The following is a 21,615-nucleotide window of genomic DNA, read 5'->3' as shown; positions in this document are numbered from 1 at the left end:
CAGGATTTCTCATGAGCGCCTTGCCCCAAGCCCCGACCGCCGATCTGCCGCGCGGCGGCCTCGACCCTGCCGCACGCCGTGCCATCGTCATCGGCGCCGGTTTCGGCGGCCTGGCCCTGGCGATCCGCCTGCAGGCTGCCGGCGTGCGCACCGTGCTCCTCGAAGGCCGCGACAAGCCGGGGGGCCGCGCCTACGTCTATCACGACGACGGCTTCACCTTCGATGCCGGGCCCACCGTCATCACCGATCCGTCCTGCCTGGAGGCCGTGTTCAACGCCGCAGGCCGTGAGCTTTCGGACTACGTCGAGCTCATGCCCGTGTCCCCGTTCTACCGGCTCGCCTGGGAGGACGGCAGCCAGTTCGACTACGTCAATGACCAGGCCGAGCTGGAGCGCCAGATCCACTTGCGCAATCCGGACGACGTGGCCGGCTACCGGCGCTTTCTCGCCTATTCGAACGCGGTGCTCGAAGAGGGTTACGTGAAGCTCGGCACGGTGCCCTTCCTGTCGTTTCGCGACATGGTGCGGGCGGGTCCGGCGCTGGCGCGGCTGCAGGCCTGGCGCAGTGTGTACGGGATGGTGGCCCGCTTCGTGAAGGACGAGAAACTGCGCCAGGCCTTCTCGTTCCACTCGCTGCTCGTGGGCGGCAATCCGTTCGGCACGTCATCCATCTACACGCTCATCCATGCGCTTGAGCGGCGCTGGGGCGTGTGGTTCCCGCGGGGTGGCACCGGCGCCCTGGTGGCCGGCATGGCCCGACTCTTCACGGACCTGGGCGGCGAACTGGTGTGCCATGCCGAGGTCACCGCCATCGACGTGGCGCAGGGGCGCGCGACGGGCGTGCGGCTGGCGGACGGGCGCACCTTCGCCGCCGACATGGTGGCCTCCAACGCCGACGTGGTGCATACCTACGCCAAGCTGCTGGGTGCCACGGACCGCGGCCAGCGCGAGGCCAGGCGGTTGCGCAGCAAGCGCTTCAGCATGTCGCTCTTCGTGGTGCATTTCGGGCTGCGCCAGCCACCCACGCTGCCGCACCACATGGTCTGCTTCGGCCCGCGCTATCGGGCGCTGATCAACGAGATCTTCGGTGGCCAGTCGCTGTCGGAGGATTTTTCGCTCTACCTGCATTCGCCGAGCACCAGCGATCCCAGCCTGGCGCCGCCGGGATGCAGCGCGCACTATGTGCTCGCACCCGTGCCGCACTTGGGCAACGCGGCCATCGACTGGTCCGTGGAAGGGCCGCGCTACCGTGACCGCATCCTGGATTACCTGGAAGCCCGGTATCTGCCGGGGCTGCGCGCCAATCTGGTCACGAGCCGCATCTTCACACCGGCGGATTTCCAGACCGAACTGCACGCGCACCTGGGCTCGGCCTTCTCCCTGGAACCCTCACTGCAGCAAAGTGCGTGGTTCCGCCCGCACAACCGCGACGACGAGATTCCGAACCTGTACATTGTGGGAGCGGGCACACACCCGGGCGCCGGCCTGCCGGGTGTGATCGGTTCCGCCAAGGCCACAGCCGGCCTGATGCTGGCAGGAGAGGGCGCATGACGAACGGACACCTGTGGACCGACGCGGCCGTGCTGGCCCATGCGCAGGCGGCGCTGCGCCAGGGCTCCAAGAGCTTCGCGGCGGCAGCCCGCCTCCTGCCGGCCCCGGCGCGCGACAGTGCTGTCATGCTGTATGCCTGGTGTCGTCATTGCGATGACGTGATCGACGGGCAGGATCTGGGGCACGGCCTGGCGCCGCTGGCGGGCGATGCCGCCGAGCTCGCCCTGCAAAGCCTGCAGGACGAGACGCGGGCCGCGTTCGGTCACGGCCGTCTCACCCACCCGGCGTTTGCCGCACTGCGCCTTGTGGCGCGCCAGCATGCGCTGCCGATGTCCCAGCCGATGGCGCACCTGGAAGGCTTTCGCATGGATGCGGTCGGCCAGCGCTACGAGACGCTGGACGACACCTTGCAGTATTGCTATCACGTCGCCGGCGTCGTGGGCATCATGATGGCCCGCATCATGGGCGTACGCGATGCTGCCGTTCTGGCGCGGGCCTGCGATCTGGGCATCGGCTTTCAGCTCACCAACATTGCTCGCGACGTGATCGAGGATGCGGAAGGCGGGCGCGTCTATCTGCCTGCGCAATGGCTCGCTGAGGCCGGCGTGCCGGCAGAGGCTGCTGACGTGGCAGATCCGGCGCATCGCGCCGCGGTCCATCGGCTGGCAGTGCGGTTGCTCGACGTGGCCGAGGGCTACTACGCCTCCGCGGATACGGGCATTGCCGCATTGCCCGGGCGTTGCGCGCTCGCCATCGCCACCGCTCGCCGCGTGTATCACGCGATCGGCACGGCGGTACGCGCACGCGGGGCTGCGGCCTGGGATACGCGGGTGAGCACGACCTCGGCCCAGAAGTTGGGCCATGTTGCCGGTGCGGGATGGTTGGCCTGGGCCGTGCGGCATCGCGCGCCTGCGCCACGCCCGCCCGCGCCCTGGGAGGCCAGGGCAGGCCTGTGAGCCTCAGCGCCGCACGCTGTCCAGGCGGCGCAGTTCGTCCTTGAGCTGGTGGACAGGCGGGGCATAGAGAAAGCTGAAGCCCACGCAATTCTCCCGCGTGGGCACAGCATGGTGAAGACGGTGCGCCTGATAGAGCCGCTTCAGGTAACCGCTGCGCGGCACGAAGCGCCACGGCCAGCGCTGGTGCACGAGACCGTCATGCACACAGAAGTACAGCAGACCGTACAGCGTCATGCCGGCGCCGATCGCGGCGAGCACGGGCGCATGCAGGCGCCCGTAGCCGATGAGCACGATGGCCAGCACCGCGAAGACGACGGCGAAGAGATCGTTCTTCTCGAAGCGGCCGTGCCGGGGCTCGTGATGCGACTGATGCCAGCCCCATCCCCAGCCGTGCATGATGTACTTGTGCGATCCCCAGGCGACGAATTCCATCGCGACGACGGTGACCAGGACGACAGCTAGGGCGGCATACCAGGACATGCGCGACAGACTCTAGAGGGGGCCTGCCGGAAGGCAGGCACAACCGGATGTTGCCAGCATGCAGCGTGCCGCGTCGAGGCGCGGCACGCCAAGGGAGTCCGACGCGCAGCGCAGGCGCACGAGCCCGCGCCGGATCCTGCGATCAGAACGCCGGAACGACGGCGCCCTTGTACTTCTCTTCGATGAACTTGCGCACGTCGTCCGACTGCAGCGCCTGCACGAGCTTCTTCACGGCCGCCGAATCGGCGTTGTCGTCACGCGTGACGAGGATGTTCGCGTACGGCGAATCCTCGCCTTCGATGAAGAGAGCGTCGGCCTTGGGGTTCAGGCCGGCTTCCAGCGCGTAGTTGGTGTTGATCAGGGCCAGGTCGACCTGATCCAGCACGCGCGGCAGCGTGGCCGCTTCGATTTCACGGAAGCGCAGCTTCTTCGGGTTTTCGGCGATGTCGCGCGGCGTCGCGAGGATGTTCTTCGGATCCTTCAGCGTGATCACGCCTTCACGGGCCAGCAGCAGCAGGGCGCGGCCGCCGTTTGACGGATCGTTCGGGATCGCGACCGTGGCGCCCTCGGCCAGATCGCCGATCGCCTTGATCTTCTTGGAGTACGCGCCGAAGGGCTCGACGTGCACCTGGCCCACGGACACGAGCTTGGTGCCGCGGTTGCCGTTGAACTCGTCCAGATACGGCTTGTGCTGGAAGAAGTTGGCGTCCAGTTGCTTCTGCGCCACTTGCAGGTTGGGCTGCACGTAGTCGGTGAAGACCTTGATGTCCAGTTCCACGCCTTCCTTGGCAAGCGCGGGCTTGACGTGCTCGAGCAGTTCGGCGTGCGGCACGGGGGTGGCCGCCACGGACAGCTTCTGGGCGTGAGCGCCGGCAGCGCCAGCGATGAGGGCGGCCGCGAAGGCGGCGCGCAGCACGGTGGTCTTGAACATGAGGCAATTCCTGAATCGAGTTGCGTCGAGCAGAAGCGCCCGACGACATGACTCGAATTCTAACTGCCTTCATCTCACGAAAATCGATTCCTTTATAGCTTCTGGTTATTTGTGATCCATGCGCTGCACGAGCCTGTCACCCAGGAACTGCAGCACTTGCACCATGAAGACCAGGATCGCCACCGTCACCACCATGACCTCGGTCTGGAAGCGTTGATAGCCGAAACGCACGGCCAGATCGCCCAGACCGCCGCCGCCGATCACGCCCGACATGGCCGAGTAGCCCACGAGCATGATGGCCGTGACGGTGACCGCGCCGATGAGGCCGGTGAAGGCCTCGGGCAGGATGGCGAAGCACACGATCTGGCGGGTGTTCGCGCCCATCGCGTGGCAGGCCTCGATCATGCCGCGGTCGAGCTCGCGCAGCACGTTCTCGGTGAGCCGCGCGAAGAAGGGCGCGGCGGCCACGACGAGCGGCGGGATGGTGCCACGCACCCCCAGCGACGTGCCCACGAGCTTCAGGGTGATGGGGATCATCACGATGAGCAGGATGATGAACGGCACCGAGCGCAGGACGTTGGTGGCGACCGACAGCACGCCATAGAGCGCGCGTGATTGCAGCCACTGCCCGCGGCTCGTGAGAAACAGGAGGATACCCAGCGGCAGGCCGATGAGCACCGTGAAGAACAGCGACACGCCGGTCATCACGAGGGTTTCCCAGGTGGCCAGCCAGACGGGCTCCCAATCCATCGTGAGAATGGCCCGGCCGAGGTCGGCAAGGGGCGCGAACCAGCCCACAGCAACGCTCGTCTCGGCGTTCATGCCAGCACCTCGTTGGTGGGAGCGCCGAAGTGGATACCGAGCGGATCGAGCAGCGCGCGGGTCACCTCGTGCTGGGGATCGCGGAAGATCTGCGTCACCTCGCCTTGTTCGACGATGCTGCCGCGCTCGAGGATGGCGACGCGATGGCAGATGGCGCGGATCACGTCCATGCCGTGGGTGATGAGCACGATGGTCAGGCCGATCTCCTGGTTGATGCGGGCGAGCAGCTGAAGGATGGAGCGCGTCGTCTCCGGATCCAGGGCGGAGGTGGCTTCGTCGCACAGCAGCAGACGCGGCCGGTTGGCGAGCGCGCGTGCAATGCCCACGCGCTGCTGCTGGCCCCCGGAGAGCTGGCGCGGGTACTTGTCACGGTGCTCGGTCAGCCCCACCAGCGCGAGCACTTCGTCCACGCGTTCCTTCATCTGCGCAGCCGAATACTGACCGGTCAGGCGCAGCGGAAAGCGTACGTTCTCGTACACCGTGCGCGCGTTGAGCAGGTTGAAGTGCTGGAACACCATGCCGATGCGCTGGCGCGCTGCACGCAGCGCGGCGCCGTCCAGCGCCGTGATGTCCTGCCCTTCGATGATGACGCGGCCTGAGCTCGGGCGCTCCAGCAGGTTCAGCGTGCGAATGAGCGTGCTCTTGCCGGCGCCGGAGCGGCCGATGATACCGAAGATCTCGCCCGTCTGGACTTGCAGGTCGATGCCCCGCAAGGCCTGGAAGGGCGCGCGATCCGCGGTGTGGAAGGTCTTTTCGATTCGCTGGAGTTCGATCACAGGCGCGAGAGAAGGTAAGCGTCAGCGCGCGATGGCGCGATAACGACGCACGTCCGGCGGCGCCACGCCGGGAGCATCGTTGCCCCAGCTGCCGCGGATGTAGGTCACGACCGCCGCGACGTCGTTGTCGCTGAGCGACTGACGGAACGGCGGCATGCCGTAGGGTTGAGGATTGCCGGCCGTCCCGGGGGCAAAGCCGCCGTTGAGCACGACGCGGATGGCATTGGCGGTGGAGGGCGCGAGCACGGAGAGATTGCCCGCGAGCGGCGGGTAGGCCGGCGTCTTGCCTTCACCATTGGCGCCGTGGCAATCGAGGCAGTGCGCCTCGTACACCTTGGCGCCGTGGGTCATGAGGCCGCCTGCGCCCGTGCCACGGCCGGCGCCGGAGGCGTCGACACGATCGGCCGCGGGCGAGGCCGGCAGGGACTTCAGGTACTGGGCCATGGCCGCCGCGTCGTTGGCAGTGAGATGCTGCAGGCTCTGGAACACGACTTCGGCCATCGGGCCGGCTGCCGTGCCCCGTGCGCTCACGCCGGTGCGCAGCAGCGCGGCGATGTCGTCGGCGTGCCAGTCGCCCAGGCCGTTGGGGCGGTTGCCGGTGAGGGGCGGGGCGTACCAGTCGAGGATGGGAATCGTGCCGCCGGCAAGGGCGGCATCGCCCCGCGACGCGCCCCAGCCGTTGCGCGGCGTATGGCACGCCGCGCAATGCGTGAGCCCGTTGACCAGGTAGGCGCCGCGGTTCCAGGTCTCATCCTGACCCGGCTCTGGGGTGTAGACGCCGGGGCGGAAGAACAGCGCCCGCCAGGCGGCCAGTGCAAGGGGCTGGTCGTACGGAAAGCGCAGCGTGTTCTCGCGGCTGGTCTGGCTGACGGCTGGCACCGTGCGCAGATACGCGTAGAGCGCATCGGCGTCCGCCCGCGTCACCTGGGTGTACTCGGGATACGGGAAGGCCGGGTAGAGCAGGCGGCCGTCGGGCGTCTTGCCGTTGTGCAGGGCGCGCCAGAAGTCGTCGGCGCTCCAATGGCCGATGCCGGTTTGCGGATCCGGCGTGATGTTGGGGCCGTAGAACGTGCCGAAGGGCGTGGGCACGGGGCGTCCACCCGCGTAGGCAGCGCCGCCCGCCGCCGTGTGGCAGGTGACGCAATTGCCCAGCTTGGCCACGTAAGCGCCGCGTGCGATCAGGTCGGCGTCGTCGAAATTCGTCGTGGTGGCGGCCACCATCGGATCGTCGCGCGTGCCGAGCCACCAGGCGGCGCTCGCGCCCACGGCGATCACCACCGCCAGCGCGAAGGCGCTGCGCGCGAGCCAGCGACGGCCACGGCGGGGCGCGGGCGTGGGCGTGCGGATCATGGTTGTGCCTCCCCGCGTTGCGGCACGCCGTGGCAGGCGAGCGGCAGCATCAGATCCGGGGCTTCGCGGGCCTCATAGCCGGGCGGCACCGGCTGCGAGGACAGCCAGGCCGCGACGGCGGCGACATCCTGCGGGGCGATCGCCTTGGCCACGTGCGCCATGCAATCGGGGGCGGGCGTGCGGCGCGTGTCGCTCTGCCAGGCACCGAGCTGTGCCAGCAGGTAATCGCGCGGCAAGCCCAGCAGGCCCGGGATGGCAGGTGCCACGCCCGCCAGATCGGCGCCGTGGCAGGCCGCACAGGCCGGCTGCCCTTGCCCCGCACCCTGGCGCACCAGCTGTTCGCCGCGTGCGAGCGTGGCCGCCGGCACGTTGGCGCGCGCGGGCGGCGGGTAGGGCGGGTGCTGTTCGGAGAAGTAGGTGGCGATGTCGCGCAGATAGGCGTCCGGCAGATTCTCCAGCAGCCAGGTCATCGGCGCGTACTGCCGGCGGCCATCGCGAAAATTCAGCAGCTGGTGATAGAGATAATCCGCCGGCTTGCCCGCGATGCGCGGGTAATAGCCGTCCGTGCCCGCGCGCCCCTGCTCGCCATGACAGGCCGTACAGGCCGCCATGCGCGCCGCCATGTCCGCGGGCAGGCCGAGCCGGGCTTCCTCCGCGCGGGGGGCGGTGGCAGCCAGGGCAAGCAACGCGGACGCGACGAGCGCGCCAATGGACCGCGGGCGATGTCGATGGGGCATGGGTGTGAACGGCGTCGGGCCGGCTGCCAGGACGGCGGTGCCGACAAACCTGTCGATTTTAGCCCGCGCCGCCCAGGCGCCGGCCGCGGGGCGTCTGGGGTACGATGCCTCGTCCCGTGGGCGGCGCTGCCCGCGGTCCGTTGAGGACATCATGATGGACATCCGTAGCCTTTGTATCTATTGCGGTTCGAATCCGGGCAACTCGCCCGTCTTCCTGGAATCCGCGCGCACCTTCGGCACGTTGCTGGGTGAGCGTGGCATCCGCGTCGTGTATGGCGGCGCGAGCATCGGCGTGATGGGCGCCGTGGCGGATGCGGCACTCGCCGCCGGCGGCGAGGTGATCGGCGTCATCCCGCAGGCGCTGGTGGACCGGGAAGTCGCGCACCATGGGCTCACCGAGCTCATCGTCACCACCTCCATGCACGAGCGCAAGGCCAAGATGGCCGAGCTCTCCGACGCCTTCGTTGCCCTGCCCGGTGGGGTCGGCACCCTGGAAGAAATCTTCGAGATCTGGACGTGGAGCCAGCTCGGCCTGCACACCAAGCCGTGCGGCCTGCTCAACGTCGCGGGCTACTACGATTCGCTCGCCACCTTCCTCGACAATACCGTGAGCCATGGCTTCGTCAACGCGACGCACCGGCGCATGCTCATGACGGCAGAGTCGGGCGAGGAGCTGCTCACCGCCTACGCGAGCTACGAGGCGCCGGTGGTGAAGAAGTGGGTGGAGCGTAGCGACACCTGAGGGGCGAGGGCAGACCCGGCACGCGCAGCGCGATTGTTGCTACCATTTGCGTCCTTCGGATGTCCGTCATGCCAGGCCTTGTTGGCCCTGGCTGATGGCCTTCCTGGTTTCAGGAGCTGCTCTTGTCTGCCCATCCAGATTCCGCGCTGTGCTGCGTCGAGGACATGCGCGTTGCTGCGCGCCGTCGTGTGCCGCGCATGTTCTACGACTATGCCGATTCGGGGTCGTGGACCGAATCCACCTATCGCGCCAACGAAGCGGACTTCCAGAAGATCAAGCTGCGCCAGCGTGTGGCGGTGGACATGACCAACCGCAGTCTGCGCACCACGATGGCGGGCGAGTCCGTGGCCATGCCGGTGGCCATCGCGCCCACCGGCCTCACGGGCATGCAGCACGCCGATGGCGAGATCCTCGCCGCGCGCGCGGCCAAGGCCTTCGGTATCCCGTTCACGCTGTCCACGATGAGCATCTGCTCGATCGAGGACGTGGCCGAGCACGTGAAGGCGCCGTTCTGGTTCCAGCTCTACGTGATGCGCGACCGCAGTTTCGTGGAGAACCTGATCGACCGCGCCCGCGCGGCCGGCTGCTCCGCGCTGATGGTGACGCTGGACCTGCAAATCCTCGGCCAGCGCCACAAGGACGTGCGCAACGCGATGACCGCGCCGCCCAAGCTCACCCTGCGCAACCTGCTCAACCTCGCCACCAAGCCCGCCTGGTGCGCCGGCATGCTCGGCACCAAGCGCCACACCTTCCGCAACATCGTCGGCCACGCCAAGGGCGTGACCGATCTCGGCTCGCTGGGCGCCTGGACGGCCGAGCAGTTCGATCCGCAGCTGAATTGGGAGTCCATTGCCTGGATCAAGCGCTACTGGGGCGGCAAGCTCATCCTGAAGGGCGTGCTCGACGCCGAGGACGCCCGCATGGCCGCCGCCTGTGGCGTGGACGCCATCGTGGTGAGCAACCATGGCGGCCGCCAGCTCGACGGCGCCCTGTCCTCCATCAACGCCTTGCCTGCCATCGTCGACGCCGTGGGCGATCAGGTCGAGATCTGGATGGACGGCGGCGTGCGCTCCGGCCAGGATGTGTTGAAGGCCGTGGCGCTGGGCGCGCGCGGCACCCTCATCGGCCGGGCCTTCCTCTACGGCCTGGGCGCGCGTGGCGAGGCCGGTGTCAGCCGCGTGCTGGAGATCTTGAAGAAGGAACTGGACGTCACCATGGCGCTGTGCGGCAAGCGCGACATCCACGACGTGGACGCGAGCGTGCTGGTGCCGGGAACGTATCCGACGGCGGATCGGATCGTGTGAAAGGGGGCGCGCTGACCGCCCTTGGCAGCAGAGGTTGAGCGGTCTTGTGACGCCACGCCGGCAACGCGTCACAGCGAGTTGCCACGTCGTGCTGGGTCTACGTCTACGGCACCGAGGCCGCGCGGCTCGCCCGCGCCCGCGCCGCATAGTCCGCGATCCGTTGACGCAGCCCCGGCCGCGCTGCCGAGCGTACCAGCGCCGCCAAGTCCGCATCGCGGTGATCGGGTCGGGTGGCGGCACGGATGGCTGCGGCCGTGTGCGGATCAACGGCGGGTGGTGTGGTCAACTGACTGAGCCAGTCGGCGCCGCCGTCGTCAACGACGGTGCTGACAAGGCCGTGCGCCGCTGCGCCGTCGGCGTCCACCACCGCTGCCGAGGTGATCCACGTGCGCGCCGTGTCTGCGCCCACGCGCTCGGCCAACCGGCGCGAGCCCAGCACCAGGCCGAACTGCGCCCCGGGGAAGCGAAAGGTGGCGATGGGGGCGGCGGCGCGCTGCTCGCAGACGGCGACGAGATCGGCGCCAGCGCCCCAGGCGTGGCCGTGCACCAGCACTGCCGTGCGCTGCGGCGCGTGCCAGAGGGCGGCGAGCAGGGTTTCGATGCGCACGAAGCGATGCAACAGCTCGCCGTCGGTGGTGCTGTCCAGATCCGCAAGGTCGAAGCCGGTGCAGAAATGGCGGCCCTCGCCGCGCAGCAGCAGCGTATGGATCGTTCGGTCCTGGGCAGCGGCGTCGATGGCGTCCAGCGATGCCTCGACCATGGCCGCCGACAAGGCGTTGCCGGATTTCGGGCGATTCAGGGTGAGCGTGAGCAGGCCCTCCTGCTGCGCGACGAGCACCGGCGGGCTGTCTGGCGTCACGGCGGCGCCGTTGTGACCTTCGCTCATGGCATGGCCCTCACCTGGGCCGACCGATCCCAGAGATTGGGCACGGTCTCGGTGGAGTAGCCGGACACGAAGGGCTTGGCCACGCCGCTCGCCGGATCGAACACGTGGCGTCGCACGGCGCCGATGTTGGCGCCGTAGACGTGGATGCTGATCGACACCTGATCGGCGAATGCATTCTCGACGAGGTGAATGTCGCCCGTGGCGGGAGAAACGAGCTCGATGTCGCCGGGCTCGAGCCGCGCGGGCGGGCCATCGGGCACCAGGCCGTCGTCCGCCTCGCGTCGATAGCGTTGGCCGATCTCGGCGCCGCGCAGCATGCCGATCAGGCCCCACGTGCCGTGATTGTGCACGGGCGTGCGTTGACCCGGGCCCCAGACGAAGCTCACCACGCTGAAGCGCTCGAGCGGATCGCAATGCAGCAGATATTGTTGGTAGAAATCCGCGTGGGGCTGCGCGCAGGCGTCCGGCAGCCAGTCGTCGCGGCGCACGAGGGCAGAGAGCAGGCCCTGCGCGCGTGCGATGCGCACGGGTTCGTCCAGGCCGGTCTCGTCCGCGAGACGGGTCATGGCGACGACGAATTCACGCAGCGGGGCGAGGGTGTCGGAGGGCATGAGGGCTCCTGGCGCTATGGCGCAAAAGGTCAGGCGTCAGGGGCGGCTGTGAGCGACGCGGTGTGCTCGCCGAGGTGGGGCGGGCGGGTGTTCACGGCGACTGGCGCACCATCCAGCCACACCGGGCACGCCACGGTGCGGGTGGCGACGCCGTTGGGCAGGGTCATGGGTTGCACCAGCTGCAAATGTTGGGCCTGGGTGTCGTCCAGCGCAGCGGCATAGCCATTGATGGGCGCGTGGGGCACGCCCACGGCCGCGAAGCGTCCCAGCCAGTCGGCCACGCTGCGCTGCACAAAGTAAGGGTGCAGCAGATCGCGCAGGGCTTCCTGGTTGGCTGCGCGCAGTGTCGGACTCGTGAACCGCTCGTCATCCAGCAGATGCGGTGTTTCCACCGCCTGGCACACGGAACGCCACAGCTTGTCATTGCCCGCGGCGATGACGAACCAGCCGTCGGCCGCCTCGTACGCCTGGTAGGGCGCATTGCGCGGGTGGGCCGAGCCCAGCTTGCGCGGGTCGCGGCCCGTGCCGAAGTACTCGCTGGTCTGCAAGGCGCCTACGGCCAGCGTGGTGGCGAACATCGGCACGTCGATGCGCCCACCCGGGCCGCCGGCGCGCACACGCGCGAGCAGGGCAGCGACGGAGAACGCGGCGTAGAGGCCGGCGGTAAAGTCCGAGATGGGCACCCCACACTTGACGGGCGCGCCGCCTGGCTCGCCCGTGACGCTCATCACGCCCGCGGCGGCCTGCACGGTGACGTCGAAGCCGCCTTCGGTCGAACGCGGCCCGCTCTGGCCATAGGCCGAGATCGAGCAGTAGATGAGGCCAGGATGCTCGGCACTCACGTCATCCCAGCCCAGGCCCAGGCGCTGCATGACGCCCGGGCGGTTGTTCTCGACGACCACGTCGGCTTCACGGATCAGCCGGCGCGCCTGGGCGAGGTGCTCGGGCTGCTTGAGATCCAGGGTGACGGAGCGCTTGCCGCGATTGAGCGAGGCGAAGTTCTCGCTGAATCGGGTGCCGTCGGCTTCGCTCAGGGGCGGCCATTGGCGCAGCGTGTCGCCCTCGGGCGGCTCGATCTTGACGACGTCGGCGCCGTAGTCGGCCAAGAGCAAGCCGGCGAAAGGCCCGGCGGCCACGTGGCAGATTTCGATGACTTTGACGCCGGCAAGCGGCAGCGAGGAAGACGACATGAGGCATCCAGGAAAGCGCGATGGGAACGGCCGGTCCAAGCGACGGGGCGCGGCGCCGGCGGCCTCGATCAGACGAGGCCGCCCCCATTATCGTCCCATCATCGGGACGACGTTCTTCCTGAAGCGAATTTGCTTAGACGACGCCGGCCGAGTGCGCCTGCTGGTCCGCGTGATAGGACGAGCGCACCATGGCGCCGACCGCTGCATGGGTGAACCCCATGGCATAGGCCTCGCGCTCGAGCATCGCGAAGGTGTCCGGGTGCACGTAGCGCAGCACGGGCAGGTGATGCTCCGAGGGCTGCAGATACTGGCCAATCGTGAGCATGTCCACGTCGTGCGCGCGCATGTCGCGCATCACCTGGAGGATCTCCTCGTCCGTCTCGCCCAGGCCCAGCATCAGGCCGGATTTGGTGGGCACGTCCGGGTGCAGCTTCTTGAATTCCTGCAGGAGCTTGAGCGAATGCTCATAGCTCGACCCAGGCCGCGCCTGCTTGTACAGGCGTGGCACGGTCTCCAGGTTGTGGTTCATGACGTCGGGCGGGCCGCCGTTCAGGATTTCCAGGGCGCGATCCAGGCGGCCACGGAAATCCGGCACGAGGACTTCGATGCGGGTGCTGGGCGAGAGCTCGCGCGTGCGCTGGATACAGGCCACGAAGTGGGCAGCGCCGCCGTCGCGCAGGTCGTCGCGGTCCACCGAGGTGATGACCACGTAGGACAGCTTCAACGCCGCAATGGTGCGGGCGAGATTCTCCGGCTCGTCCACATCCAGCGGATCCGGCCGGCCGTGACCCACGTCGCAGAAGGGGCAGCGACGGGTGCACTTGTCACCCATGATCATGAACGTGGCCGTGCCCTTGCCGAAGCACTCGCCGATGTTCGGGCAGGACGCCTCTTCGCACACCGTGTGCAGCTTGTGCTCGCGCAGGATCTCCTTGATCTCGTAGAAGCGCGAGCTGGGCGAGGGCGCCTTCACGCGGATCCAGTCCGGCTTCTTCAGCCGTTCGGCCTGGACGATCTTGATCGGGATCCGGGCGGTCTTGGCGCCGGACTTCTGCTTTTCGGTGGCATCGTAGGCCGGCAGCGTGCCGCGGTCTGCGCGGACGGGGCTGGCTGGCACATCAACGGGGGCGGTCATGGGCGTCCTCGGGCCGACAGGCGTCTGGCCGGGCGGCGTGGGTGAGTGATCGGCCATTTTAACGCCCCAGGCCGGGCCGGGCAGAAACGACCCTGCCGCCGGGGCGGGCATCGCGGCACCCTCGCAACAACCCGCTCCCTACGCGAGGGTCTTGGGCAGGGCGGCCGCCACGGCTTCGCGCAGGGCTGCGAGGGGGCGCTTGTCGTCGTCTTCCTTGCGCGACACGAGCGCCATGTCGATCACGGGCGCGCCGCGGCCCAGACGGATCACGCGCACGGGGTACGCCTGGTACACCCGCGGATCCATCACGTGCAGCACGGACACGCCCAGGCCTTCGCTCACCATGGCCACGATGGCCGCCACGCTGTCGAACTCCATACTGCCTCGCTTGGTGCGCACGTGGGCGTTGACGTAGCGCGCGGCCAGCGCCCCGGTCACGGTATCGCGCTGGTAGCGGATCCATTCGTACTCGCGAAAGAGCGCGGGCAGAGAAGTCTCCGTGGCCGAGAGCGGCGCCACGAGCACGAAGGGGCTGCGCGCCACCGTGTGCCAGCGCAGGCGCGCCGAGCCGCCCCCGGGCGGGCGCGCCACCAGGGCGGCGTCTAGCGCACCGGATTTGACGGCATCGGTGAGGCCGGCGCTGCGCCCGCGCACCGGGCGGATCTGCAGATCCGGGTGCCGCTGCCGGGCATGCCGCAGCGTGGGGGGCAGCATCATTGGCAGGAGCGAATCGATCACGCCCAGACGCACCACACCTTCAACGGTGATACTGCGCTCTTTGCGCAAGCCTTCGAGCCCGTGCAGCGTGAGCCGGGTGAGCGCGGCCACCTCATGGGCCAGGGCATTGGGCCGGACCTGTTGGCCGGAGCGGTCGAACAGGGGCTGCCCGAGATAGGTCTCGAGCTGCTTCATCTGCATGCTGACCGCGCTGGGCGTGAGATTGCGTTCCAGCGCGGCGCCGGCAAGCGAGCCGGCGCGCAGCACGGCGTCCAGGGTGGCGAAAGCGTCGATCTTCATGGGCGACAAGGCAGGCGGGGGAGCCTCATCTTAGGCCAGTCCTCCCGTGGGCCCCCGAAGCGCCTGGGGCAGGCCCAGGCGGTTTCCGGAACGCGTCCGCAGGAGATTCTGTCCCGCCACGCCAGCATCACGTGCCGAAGAGCCCGCGCAGCGCGGCCGTGTCCGTCTGTCCACCCTGAATGGCGAGCATGAGGAGGATGCGCGCCTTCCAGGGCGACAGATCCCCGGCCAGAACGGCGCCGCGTTCCGTCATGAGTGCCGAGGAGCCCGCGAAGCCGTAACCCACCCGGGTGTGGCCGCGGGGAATGCGCGTGGCGATGACGACCGGCACGCCGGCTTCGAGCGCCTGCAGCACGGCCTCGAAGAGCGCCTCGTTCACATGGCCAGACGCCACGGCCTCGATCACCAGGCCCTGGGCGCCCTCGGCGACGGCCGCGCGCACCGCCGCGCCCGTCGCGCCCACGTACATCGGGACGATGGGCACGTCCGGCCAGGCGCCCTCGCCCAGCGGCACGTGCAGGCGCGGCTCGGGCGAGCGGCGAAAGATCACCGCGTTGCGCACCACGCTCGCCAGGTAGCCCCATTCGCCGGACTGGAAGGTTTCCACATCGAGCGTGTGCGACTTGGTGACCTGACGCGCTGCATTGACGTTGCCGTTGAGCGCCACCATGACGCCTTTGCCGCGGGCGGCTGGCGTGCGACAGATCTGCAAGGCGTTGAAGAGATTGCGCGGGCCGTCGAAATCCGGCTCCGAGGCGTTGCGCTGGGCGCCTGTCACCACTACCGGCTTGTCCGTGGCGAGGGTCAGGTCGAGAAACCAGGCGGTTTCCTCGAGCGTGGCGGTGCCGTGGGTCACGACCGCGCCCTCGACGTCCTCGCGCGCCAGGACTGCCTGCAGGCCATCGTGCAGGGCGCGCCAGTCGTCCAGGCCGATCTGCGGCGAGGACACGCGCACGACGTCGTGGATCTCGACGGGGCCGACGTCACCGTAGGGGGCGAGGGCGGCGAGCAGGTCGTCGCCAGAGAGGACCGCGTTGGCAAGGCCCGTGGCGGGGTCGATGCGCGACACGATCGTGCCACCGGTGGTCATGAGGGCGCAGGTGCGCATGCAGTCTCCTGAAAGCAGGTTGGGAAAGGGGCTCAGTCGAGCGAGATGCCGGCGGTCTGGACCACCTCGCCCCATTTGTCGATCTCCGATTGGACATAGGCGGCGAACTCGCCAGGGCCGTGGATCACCGTCTGGCCGCCGAGGCCGCGCACGCGCTCCTGGATCTCCGGCTTGGCCAGGATGCGCTCGAGTGCCTCGCCGAGCGCCTTGACCACCTCGGGCGGGGTGTCGGCCGGCGCGGCGAGGCCGTTCCAGGACACGACCTCGAAGTCCGCGATGCCCGCTTCGGCCATCGTCGGCACGTTGGGCAGCTCTGGCAGGCGCTCACGGTAAGCCACGGCCAGGGGTTTGACCGCACCCGACTGCATGTGTTCGAGCACGCCCAGCGTCGTCATGAAGCTCGTCGACACGTTGCCCGCGATGACGTCGGTCATGGCCTGCGACGTGCCCTTGTACGGCACGTGGAGCATGTCGATGCCCGCGCGCGCCTTGAGCATCTCGCCGGCCAGGTGCGGCGAGCCGCCCACCCCGGTGGAGGCGAAGCTGAGCGTGCCGGGCTCCGCCTTGGCTTTGGCGATGAGACTTTGCAGGTCCGTGACGCCCAGCTGAGGCGCGGCCACGAGGACGCTGGGCGAGGCCATGAACTGGGCGATCGGCGTGAAATCCTTGGCCGTGTCGTAGTTCACGGACTTGTACACCGACATGTTCGTGGCGTTCTGGATCGTCAGCAGCAGGAGGGTGTAGCCGTCGGGCGCTGCGCGCAGCACGTTCTCCGTGGCGATGTTGGAGCCAGCGCCAGGGCGGTTCTCGACGATGAAAGGCTGGCCCATCTCGCGGGACAGCTCGGTGGCCATCAGGCGAGCGATCACGTCGGTGGCGCCGCCGGGCGAGTAGCCCACGACGATCTTCACGGGACGTTCGGGATAGCTGGCGGCCACGGCGGTGACCGCCGTACAGGCCAGCAGGCCGGTGGCCGCGCAGCGGCCGAGATGCTTCAGGGCATTCGCGAGGGTCATGACAGTACCTGGTTGCCGAGAGGGAGGCCCTCAAGACTAGTGCAAGCCAGGCAGTGCGCGGCAGCCTCGCAGGCCAATGTTCTTGACGTGGGAGTGCAGAAAAATTGACGGGCCGCTGCGCTCAGCGGCTTGCAGGGGCAAGCTTCTTGGCCAGATGCCAGGCGAGACGCTCGCCGATGGTGTCGATGTCGGCCGAGACGCCGCACGTGCGCAGGTCCACCGTGCGCAGCCCCGCATAGCCGCAGGGGTTGATGCCGTCGTACGGGGCCAGATCCATGGCAACGTTCAGCGAGACGCCATGATAGGTGCAGCCCCGGCTCACCTTGATGCCGAGCGCGGCGATCTTGGCGGTGCGGCAGCGCCCATCGTCCGGGTCCGGCACGTAGATGCCCGGCGCGCCCGGTTCGCGCACGGCGCCCGCGATACCCGCTTCGGCCAGCACGTCGAGCACGGCATCCTCGATCCGGTGGACATACTCCTTCACGAAGTAGCCCGCACGACGCAGATCCAGGAGCACATAGGCCGTGACCTGTCCGGGGCCGTGGTAGGTGACCTGGCCGCCGCGATCCGTGGCGATGATGGGGATGTCACCGGGGGCGAGCAGGTGCTCGGGTTTGCCCACCTGCCCCAGGGTGTAGACCGGCACGTGCTCGGTCAGCCAGATCTCGTCCGGCGTATCAGCCGTGCGCGCTTCGGTGAAGGCGCGCATGTCGGCCCAGACCGGCGCATAGGCCGAGGGCCGCGGCGTGAGCCAGCGTGTCAGCATGAATGCGGGCCGTCAGAGGACGTAGGCCACCATCTCGTGCGAGGTGAGCGCACGGTAGAGCTCGTCGAGCTGTTCGCGCGACGTGGCGCGCACCGTGAAAGTGAGCCCGATGTAGTTGCCCTTGCCGCTCGCGCGCATCTCGACCGTGGCCGGATCGAATCCGGGGTCGAACTGCAGGACGAGTTCGGTCAGGATCTGGGTGAACTCCGGGTGCGACCTGCCCATCACCTTGATGGGGAAATCGCTCGGGTACTCGATGAGGGATTCTTGAGTGTCGGCCATGCTGCCACCTCGCGTGCAAATTCAGAAGATGGGGCCGGCGGCGTGCGGAATCAAGTGCACGCCGCCCCGCGGCCTTACTGGAAGCGCAGGCGGATGGCGTCGACCATGCGGCCGAAGAAGCCGGATTCGGCCACCGGCTCCAGGACCACCAGCGGCATTTCCTGCAGCACCTGGTTGTCGAGCACGAGCTTCAAGGTGCCCACGCGCTGGCCCGCCTCGAGCGGGGCGATCAGCGGGTCGGTGCGCTCGACGACGGGCTGGACCTTCTCGACCTGGCCGCGCGGCACGGTGACCTTGACCGGGGTGGTCAGGCCGAGCTTGGCGGTGTCGGCCTCGCCCTTCCAGACGCGGGCCTCGACGGCGGCCTGATTGGCCGCGTAGAGCTGGGCCGTGTCGAAGTTCTGGAAGCTCCAGTTCAGGAGCTTCAGGCTTTCCTGGGCGCGCACGGTCTCGCTGGTCGTGCCCACGACGACGGTCACCACGCGGCGATCACCGCGCAGGGCCGAGGCGATCAGGCAGTAGCCGGCGGCATCGGTGTGTCCCGTCTTCATGCCGTCGACGGTCGGGTCGAGCCACAGCAGGCGATTGCGGTTCGGCTGCGTGATGTTGTTGTACGAGTACTCGCGCTGGCTGTAGTACTTGTAGTGATCCGGGAAATCCTGCGCGATGTGCGCGGCGAGCACCGAGAGATCACGCACCGTGGTGAGGTGCTGCTCGTTGGGCAGGCCGGTGGAGTTCATGAAGTGGGTGTCCTTCATGCCCAGGCGCTGCGCTTCCTGGTTCATCAGGGCGACGAAGGCCGATTCGCTGCCGGACACGGCCTCGGCAAGCGCCACCGACGCATCGTTGCCCGACTGCACGATCATGCCCTGCACGAGCTCGCTCACGGTGACGGGCTTGCGCGGTTCGATGAACATGCGCGAGCCGGGCGTGCGCCAGGCTTGCTCGGAGACGGGGACTTCCTGGTCCAGGGTGAGGCGCTTCTCGTCGAGCGCCTTGAAGACCAGGTAGGCCGTCATGACCTTGGTGAGCGAGGCGGGCTCGACGCGCGTGTCCGGCGCGGACGCGGCAATGATCTGGCCGCTGGTCGCGTCGACGGAGATCCAGGCGCGTGCGGCGATGTTCGGAGAAGGAATGTTCGAGAGCTGAGCAACGGCGGACACCGTCTGCGCAGCGGTCACGGCCGCGGGGGCGGGGGTGCCGGACTCGGTGGTCGTCTGGCCATGGGCGAGCGGGGCGGCAGCCATCATGGCGGCCACGGCGATGGCCGTCAGGCGACGTTGCCAAGCCCGGGGCATCGGGGAAGAAAGCGTCATAACGTCAGGCAAGGGGGGTTGGCGGGAGAAGCCGCGCCGGCGAGGCCGGCGGGCGCGCCAGGGCGCGCGGGGCAAGGCGGCATTATAGGCAGGCCGACCGGCACTGCCGCGCTGCCGAAGGGCCGGCAAGGCTGCGCAAGTGCAACCGGGTGATACGACGCGCTATCGGCCCAGCCGTTCGGCGAGGTAGCGCGCCGTCACGTCGCGCAGCGCGATGAGCTTGCCGTGAAAGAAGTGCGTCGCTCCCGGAATCACCACCACCGGCGTGGCGTGCGGGCGTGCCCAGTCGAGTACGCTCGCGAGCTTGATGGTGTCGTCCTCCTCGCCATGCACGACCAGCGTATCGGCGGGGGCGGGCGCCACGGCGAAGCGCTCGACGGCCGTGCCGATCAGCATCAGCGCGGTGCGCGCCGGCAGCCCGGCGGCGTCGCCACCGGCATCCACCTGGCTCGCCACCGCGCTGCCGAACGAGAACCCACCCAGCACGAAGGGCGTGCCGGCCAGGCTCGGAAAGCGCGCGAGCATCTGCGCGGGCAGACCAAGCATGTCCTCGGCCTCGCCGCGGCCCTCGTCATAGGTGCCGCCCGACTGGCCCACGCCGCGAAAGTCTGGCCGTACCGCCACGAGGCCCGCTTGCGTGCAGGCCCGCGCGAGCGTGGTCACGACCTTATTGCCACGCGCGCCGCCGTGCAGCGGGTGTGGGTGCAGGAGCAGTGCCCAGCCACGCGGCTCGGCGTCCGGCCAGTCCAGCGCGCAATCGATGTCGCCGGCGTGGCCCGTGAATCGGAGAGTGTCGGGGCGGTCAGTCATGAGGGTCCGAAAAGGGGACAGATGCGGGGTCAGATGCGCAGGCGCTCGACGGGCTCGCCGCCGACCAGGTGCTGGTCGATGATCTCGTCGATGTCGCTGTTGTCGACGTAGGTGTACCAGACACCTTCGGGGTAGACGACGAGGACGGGACCTTCCTCGCAACGGTCCAGGCAGCCGGCCTTGTTCACGCGGACTTCGCCCGCGCCCGCAAGGCCCAGTGCCTTGATGCGCTTCTTGGCGTGGGCCTGCGCATCGGCCGCGCCGCAGCTCGCGCAGCTCGGGCGGTCCGCGCCCGGCTCGCGCTGGTTGGTACAGAAGAAGACGTGATGACGGTAGTAGCTCATGGCAGAAACCTCGCAGCGGCACAGCGCCGTCCAGGTGCGTCGACGAAGGCACGCCCCTGGGAAAACCGGCATTGTAGTCGGGGGCTCGAAGAGCATTGCCCGCAAGCTGGTAGAATCTCAACCGCGGGCCCCTTCGCATGTCGGAGCGGCGAACCTGGTCAGGTCGGGAACGAAGCAGCCATAGTCGTTTCCCGGCAGTGCCGAAGTCAGGCCCGCCCCTTCTTCCGTCGCCTTGCCCCTCGGGCAAAAGCGCGACACGGCGCTCCCCGGGGCGAGGCCGCGGCACCTGCCGCGCAGCGATCGCCGCCGTGCCCTAAAATGGCGCCATGACCTATCTCGTGCTGGCCCGCAAATGGCGGCCGCGAAACTTCGATACGCTGGTTGGCCAGGAGCATGTGGTGCGCGCGCTCTCGCAAGCGCTCAGCACGCAACGGCTGCACCATGCCTGGCTCTTCACCGGCACCCGTGGCGTGGGCAAGACCACGCTCTCGCGCATCCTCGCCAAGGCGCTCAACTGCCAGCAGGGCATCACGCCCACGCCGTGCGGCGTGTGTGCGGCCTGCACGGGCATCGATGCCGATCGCTACGTGGATTACCTCGAGCTCGACGCCGCGTCCAATCGCGGCGTGGAGGAAATGACCAAGCTGCTGGAGCAGGCGGTGTATGCACCGTCGGCCGGCCGCTTCAAGGTCTACATGATCGACGAAGTCCACATGCTGACGGGCCACGCCTTCAACGCCATGTTGAAGACGCTTGAAGAGCCGCCCCCGCACGTGAAGTTCATCCTGGCCACCACGGATCCCCAGAAGATCCCGGTGACCGTGCTCTCGCGCTGCCTGCAGTTCAACCTGAAGCAGATGCCGCCCGAATCCATCGCGGGTCATCTGACGAAGGTGCTCGAGGCCGAAGCCGTGCCGGCCGAGCCCCAGGCCCTGCGCCTGATCGGCCAGGCTGCGCGTGGTTCCATGCGCGATGCCCTGTCGCTGACGGACCAGGCCATCGCCTACAGCGGCGGCAACGTGTCCGAGGATGCCGTGCGCGGCATGCTGGGCGCCATCGATCAGCGCTATCTGGTGCGCCTGCTCGATGCGCTGGCCGAGCGCGACGGCCCTGCCATGGTGGCCGTGGCCGATGAGCTCGCCGCGCGCAGCCTGTCGTATAGCGCCGCGCTGGGCGACCTGGCCGGCCTGCTGGCCCAGGTGGCCATGGCGCAGCGCATCCCGGGCCTGCCCACGGAAGACACGCCGCTCGCGGCCGACATCCGCCGCCTGGCGGCGCGTCTGCCGGCCGACGGCGTGCAGCTCTATTACTCCATCGCCCTGCACAGCCGGCCCGAACTCGCGTTGGCACCGGACGAGTACGCCGGCTTCGTCATGGCCTGCCTGCGCATGCTGGCGTTTGCCACGGATCCGGCAGGTGGTGAGCCGGCGGAGCCCGAGTCCGGGCCTGCCGCCGCGCGCGCCGCGCGGGCGGGTCGTCGCCGCCG

22 protein-coding genes, 1 other RNA gene and 1 pseudogene are annotated in these 21,615 nt (G+C 68.8%); 6 read left to right on the top strand and 18 right to left on the bottom strand.

Going from position 1 to position 21,615, the window contains the following annotated elements; translation table 11 throughout:
- Nucleotides 1-11: 11 nt before the first annotated feature.
- Both IMZ29_RS20385 and IMZ29_RS20380 read left to right on the top strand, forming a co-directional pair.
- On the top strand, nt 12-1,550 hold the full coding sequence (locus IMZ29_RS20385; RefSeq protein WP_216187589.1) for a phytoene desaturase: 1,539 nt from the start codon (nt 12-14) through the stop codon (nt 1,548-1,550).
- Nucleotides 1,547-2,506 (top strand): phytoene/squalene synthase family protein, encoded by a 960-nt coding sequence (locus IMZ29_RS20380; RefSeq protein WP_216187586.1) that lies wholly within the window; start codon nt 1,547-1,549, stop codon nt 2,504-2,506. The genes IMZ29_RS20385 and IMZ29_RS20380 overlap by 4 nt, the downstream gene beginning before the upstream one ends.
- A 3-nt stretch (nt 2,507-2,509) precedes the next feature.
- Here IMZ29_RS20380 and IMZ29_RS20375 read toward each other — a convergent pair whose 3' ends face one another.
- The 6 genes and pseudogenes from IMZ29_RS20375 to IMZ29_RS20350 form a co-directional block, all read right to left on the bottom strand.
- Entirely contained in the window at nt 2,510-2,986 is a 477-nt protein-coding gene (locus tag IMZ29_RS20375; protein ID WP_216187584.1) for a sterol desaturase family protein, read from the bottom strand.
- Nucleotides 2,987-3,128: 142 nt separating this feature from the next.
- The gene (locus IMZ29_RS20370; protein WP_216187582.1) at nt 3,129-3,917 is read right to left on the bottom strand and encodes a MetQ/NlpA family ABC transporter substrate-binding protein; all 789 of its coding nucleotides are present in this window, start codon (nt 3,915-3,917) and stop codon (nt 3,129-3,131) included.
- Nucleotides 3,918-4,022: 105 nt separating this feature from the next.
- Nucleotides 4,023-4,667, bottom strand: a complete 645-nt coding sequence (locus IMZ29_RS20365) for a methionine ABC transporter permease (RefSeq protein WP_253207326.1) — start codon at nt 4,665-4,667, stop codon at nt 4,023-4,025.
- A gap of 104 nt (nt 4,668-4,771) precedes the next feature.
- Nucleotides 4,772-5,515: pseudogene (locus IMZ29_RS20360) on the bottom strand (methionine ABC transporter ATP-binding protein); the annotation flags it as partial.
- A 21-nt stretch (nt 5,516-5,536) separates the two neighbouring features.
- Complete coding sequence (locus tag IMZ29_RS20355) at nt 5,537-6,865, bottom strand: c-type cytochrome (RefSeq protein WP_253207324.1); 1,329 nt, start codon at nt 6,863-6,865, stop codon at nt 5,537-5,539.
- Complete coding sequence (locus tag IMZ29_RS20350) at nt 6,862-7,602, bottom strand: c-type cytochrome (protein WP_216187574.1); 741 nt, start codon at nt 7,600-7,602, stop codon at nt 6,862-6,864. The genes IMZ29_RS20355 and IMZ29_RS20350 overlap by 4 nt, the downstream gene beginning before the upstream one ends.
- A 154-nt stretch (nt 7,603-7,756) precedes the next feature.
- Between IMZ29_RS20350 and IMZ29_RS20345 the strand changes: the two genes are divergently transcribed.
- On the top strand, nt 7,757-8,344 hold the full coding sequence (locus IMZ29_RS20345) for an LOG family protein (RefSeq protein WP_216187609.1): 588 nt from the start codon (nt 7,757-7,759) through the stop codon (nt 8,342-8,344).
- 122 nt (nt 8,345-8,466) lie between these two features.
- Nucleotides 8,467-9,648, top strand: a complete 1,182-nt coding sequence (locus IMZ29_RS20340; protein WP_256445207.1) for an alpha-hydroxy acid oxidase — start codon at nt 8,467-8,469, stop codon at nt 9,646-9,648.
- A gap of 103 nt (nt 9,649-9,751) precedes the next feature.
- On the opposite strand, the gene IMZ29_RS20335 is transcribed toward IMZ29_RS20340, so the two are convergent.
- From IMZ29_RS20335 to IMZ29_RS20280, 12 genes are all read right to left on the bottom strand, one after another.
- Nucleotides 9,752-10,534 (bottom strand): enoyl-CoA hydratase/isomerase family protein, encoded by a 783-nt coding sequence (locus tag IMZ29_RS20335; protein ID WP_216187572.1) that lies wholly within the window; start codon nt 10,532-10,534, stop codon nt 9,752-9,754.
- On the bottom strand, nt 10,531-11,145 hold the full coding sequence (locus IMZ29_RS20330; RefSeq protein ID WP_216187569.1) for a cysteine dioxygenase family protein: 615 nt from the start codon (nt 11,143-11,145) through the stop codon (nt 10,531-10,533). Before IMZ29_RS20330 ends, IMZ29_RS20335 begins: the two co-directional genes overlap by 4 nt.
- 29 nt (nt 11,146-11,174) lie before the next feature.
- Complete coding sequence (locus IMZ29_RS20325; protein ID WP_216187567.1) at nt 11,175-12,335, bottom strand: CaiB/BaiF CoA transferase family protein; 1,161 nt, start codon at nt 12,333-12,335, stop codon at nt 11,175-11,177.
- Nucleotides 12,336-12,468: 133 nt separating this feature from the next.
- Nucleotides 12,469-13,470, bottom strand: coding sequence for a lipoyl synthase (lipA, locus tag IMZ29_RS20320; RefSeq protein WP_216187564.1), 1,002 nt, complete (start codon nt 13,468-13,470; stop codon nt 12,469-12,471).
- A gap of 138 nt (nt 13,471-13,608) precedes the next feature.
- Nucleotides 13,609-14,487: a LysR family transcriptional regulator gene (locus tag IMZ29_RS20315; protein ID WP_216187561.1), complete on the bottom strand. Its 879-nt coding sequence runs from the start codon at nt 14,485-14,487 to the stop codon at nt 13,609-13,611.
- A 127-nt stretch (nt 14,488-14,614) separates the two neighbouring features.
- Nucleotides 14,615-15,595, bottom strand: a complete 981-nt coding sequence (locus tag IMZ29_RS20310) for an asparaginase (protein WP_216187559.1) — start codon at nt 15,593-15,595, stop codon at nt 14,615-14,617.
- A gap of 32 nt (nt 15,596-15,627) precedes the next feature.
- Nucleotides 15,628-16,611 (bottom strand): Bug family tripartite tricarboxylate transporter substrate binding protein, encoded by a 984-nt coding sequence (locus IMZ29_RS20305; RefSeq protein ID WP_216187557.1) that lies wholly within the window; start codon nt 16,609-16,611, stop codon nt 15,628-15,630.
- A 121-nt stretch (nt 16,612-16,732) separates the two neighbouring features.
- Nucleotides 16,733-17,374 (bottom strand): lipoyl(octanoyl) transferase LipB, encoded by a 642-nt coding sequence (lipB, locus tag IMZ29_RS20300; protein ID WP_216187605.1) that lies wholly within the window; start codon nt 17,372-17,374, stop codon nt 16,733-16,735.
- Between the two features lie 15 nt (nt 17,375-17,389).
- Nucleotides 17,390-17,659, bottom strand: coding sequence for a DUF493 family protein (locus tag IMZ29_RS20295; RefSeq protein WP_216187555.1), 270 nt, complete (start codon nt 17,657-17,659; stop codon nt 17,390-17,392).
- 74 nt (nt 17,660-17,733) lie between these two features.
- Nucleotides 17,734-18,975, bottom strand: coding sequence for a D-alanyl-D-alanine carboxypeptidase family protein (locus tag IMZ29_RS20290; RefSeq protein WP_216187552.1), 1,242 nt, complete (start codon nt 18,973-18,975; stop codon nt 17,734-17,736).
- 162 nt (nt 18,976-19,137) lie between these two features.
- Nucleotides 19,138-19,785, bottom strand: a complete 648-nt coding sequence (locus tag IMZ29_RS20285) for an alpha/beta hydrolase (protein ID WP_216187550.1) — start codon at nt 19,783-19,785, stop codon at nt 19,138-19,140.
- Nucleotides 19,786-19,814: 29 nt separating this feature from the next.
- Nucleotides 19,815-20,129, bottom strand: a complete 315-nt coding sequence (locus IMZ29_RS20280; RefSeq protein WP_216187538.1) for a (2Fe-2S) ferredoxin domain-containing protein — start codon at nt 20,127-20,129, stop codon at nt 19,815-19,817.
- Nucleotides 20,130-20,251: 122 nt separating this feature from the next.
- Between IMZ29_RS20280 and ffs the strand changes: the two genes are divergently transcribed.
- Nucleotides 20,252-20,349, top strand: an RNA gene (ffs, locus tag IMZ29_RS20275) — signal recognition particle sRNA small type.
- 106 nt (nt 20,350-20,455) lie between these two features.
- On the top strand, nt 20,456-21,615 hold a 1,160-nt coding region (gene dnaX, locus IMZ29_RS20270), incomplete at its 3' end, for a DNA polymerase III subunit gamma/tau (RefSeq protein WP_216187536.1).

Source organism: Verticiella alkaliphila (assembly GCF_018904615.1).
Lineage (GTDB): Bacteria > Pseudomonadota > Gammaproteobacteria > Burkholderiales > Burkholderiaceae_B > Verticiella > Verticiella alkaliphila.
Note: the sequence above shows the minus strand (reverse complement) of the source record. Positions and strands in the feature narration are given on the sequence as shown.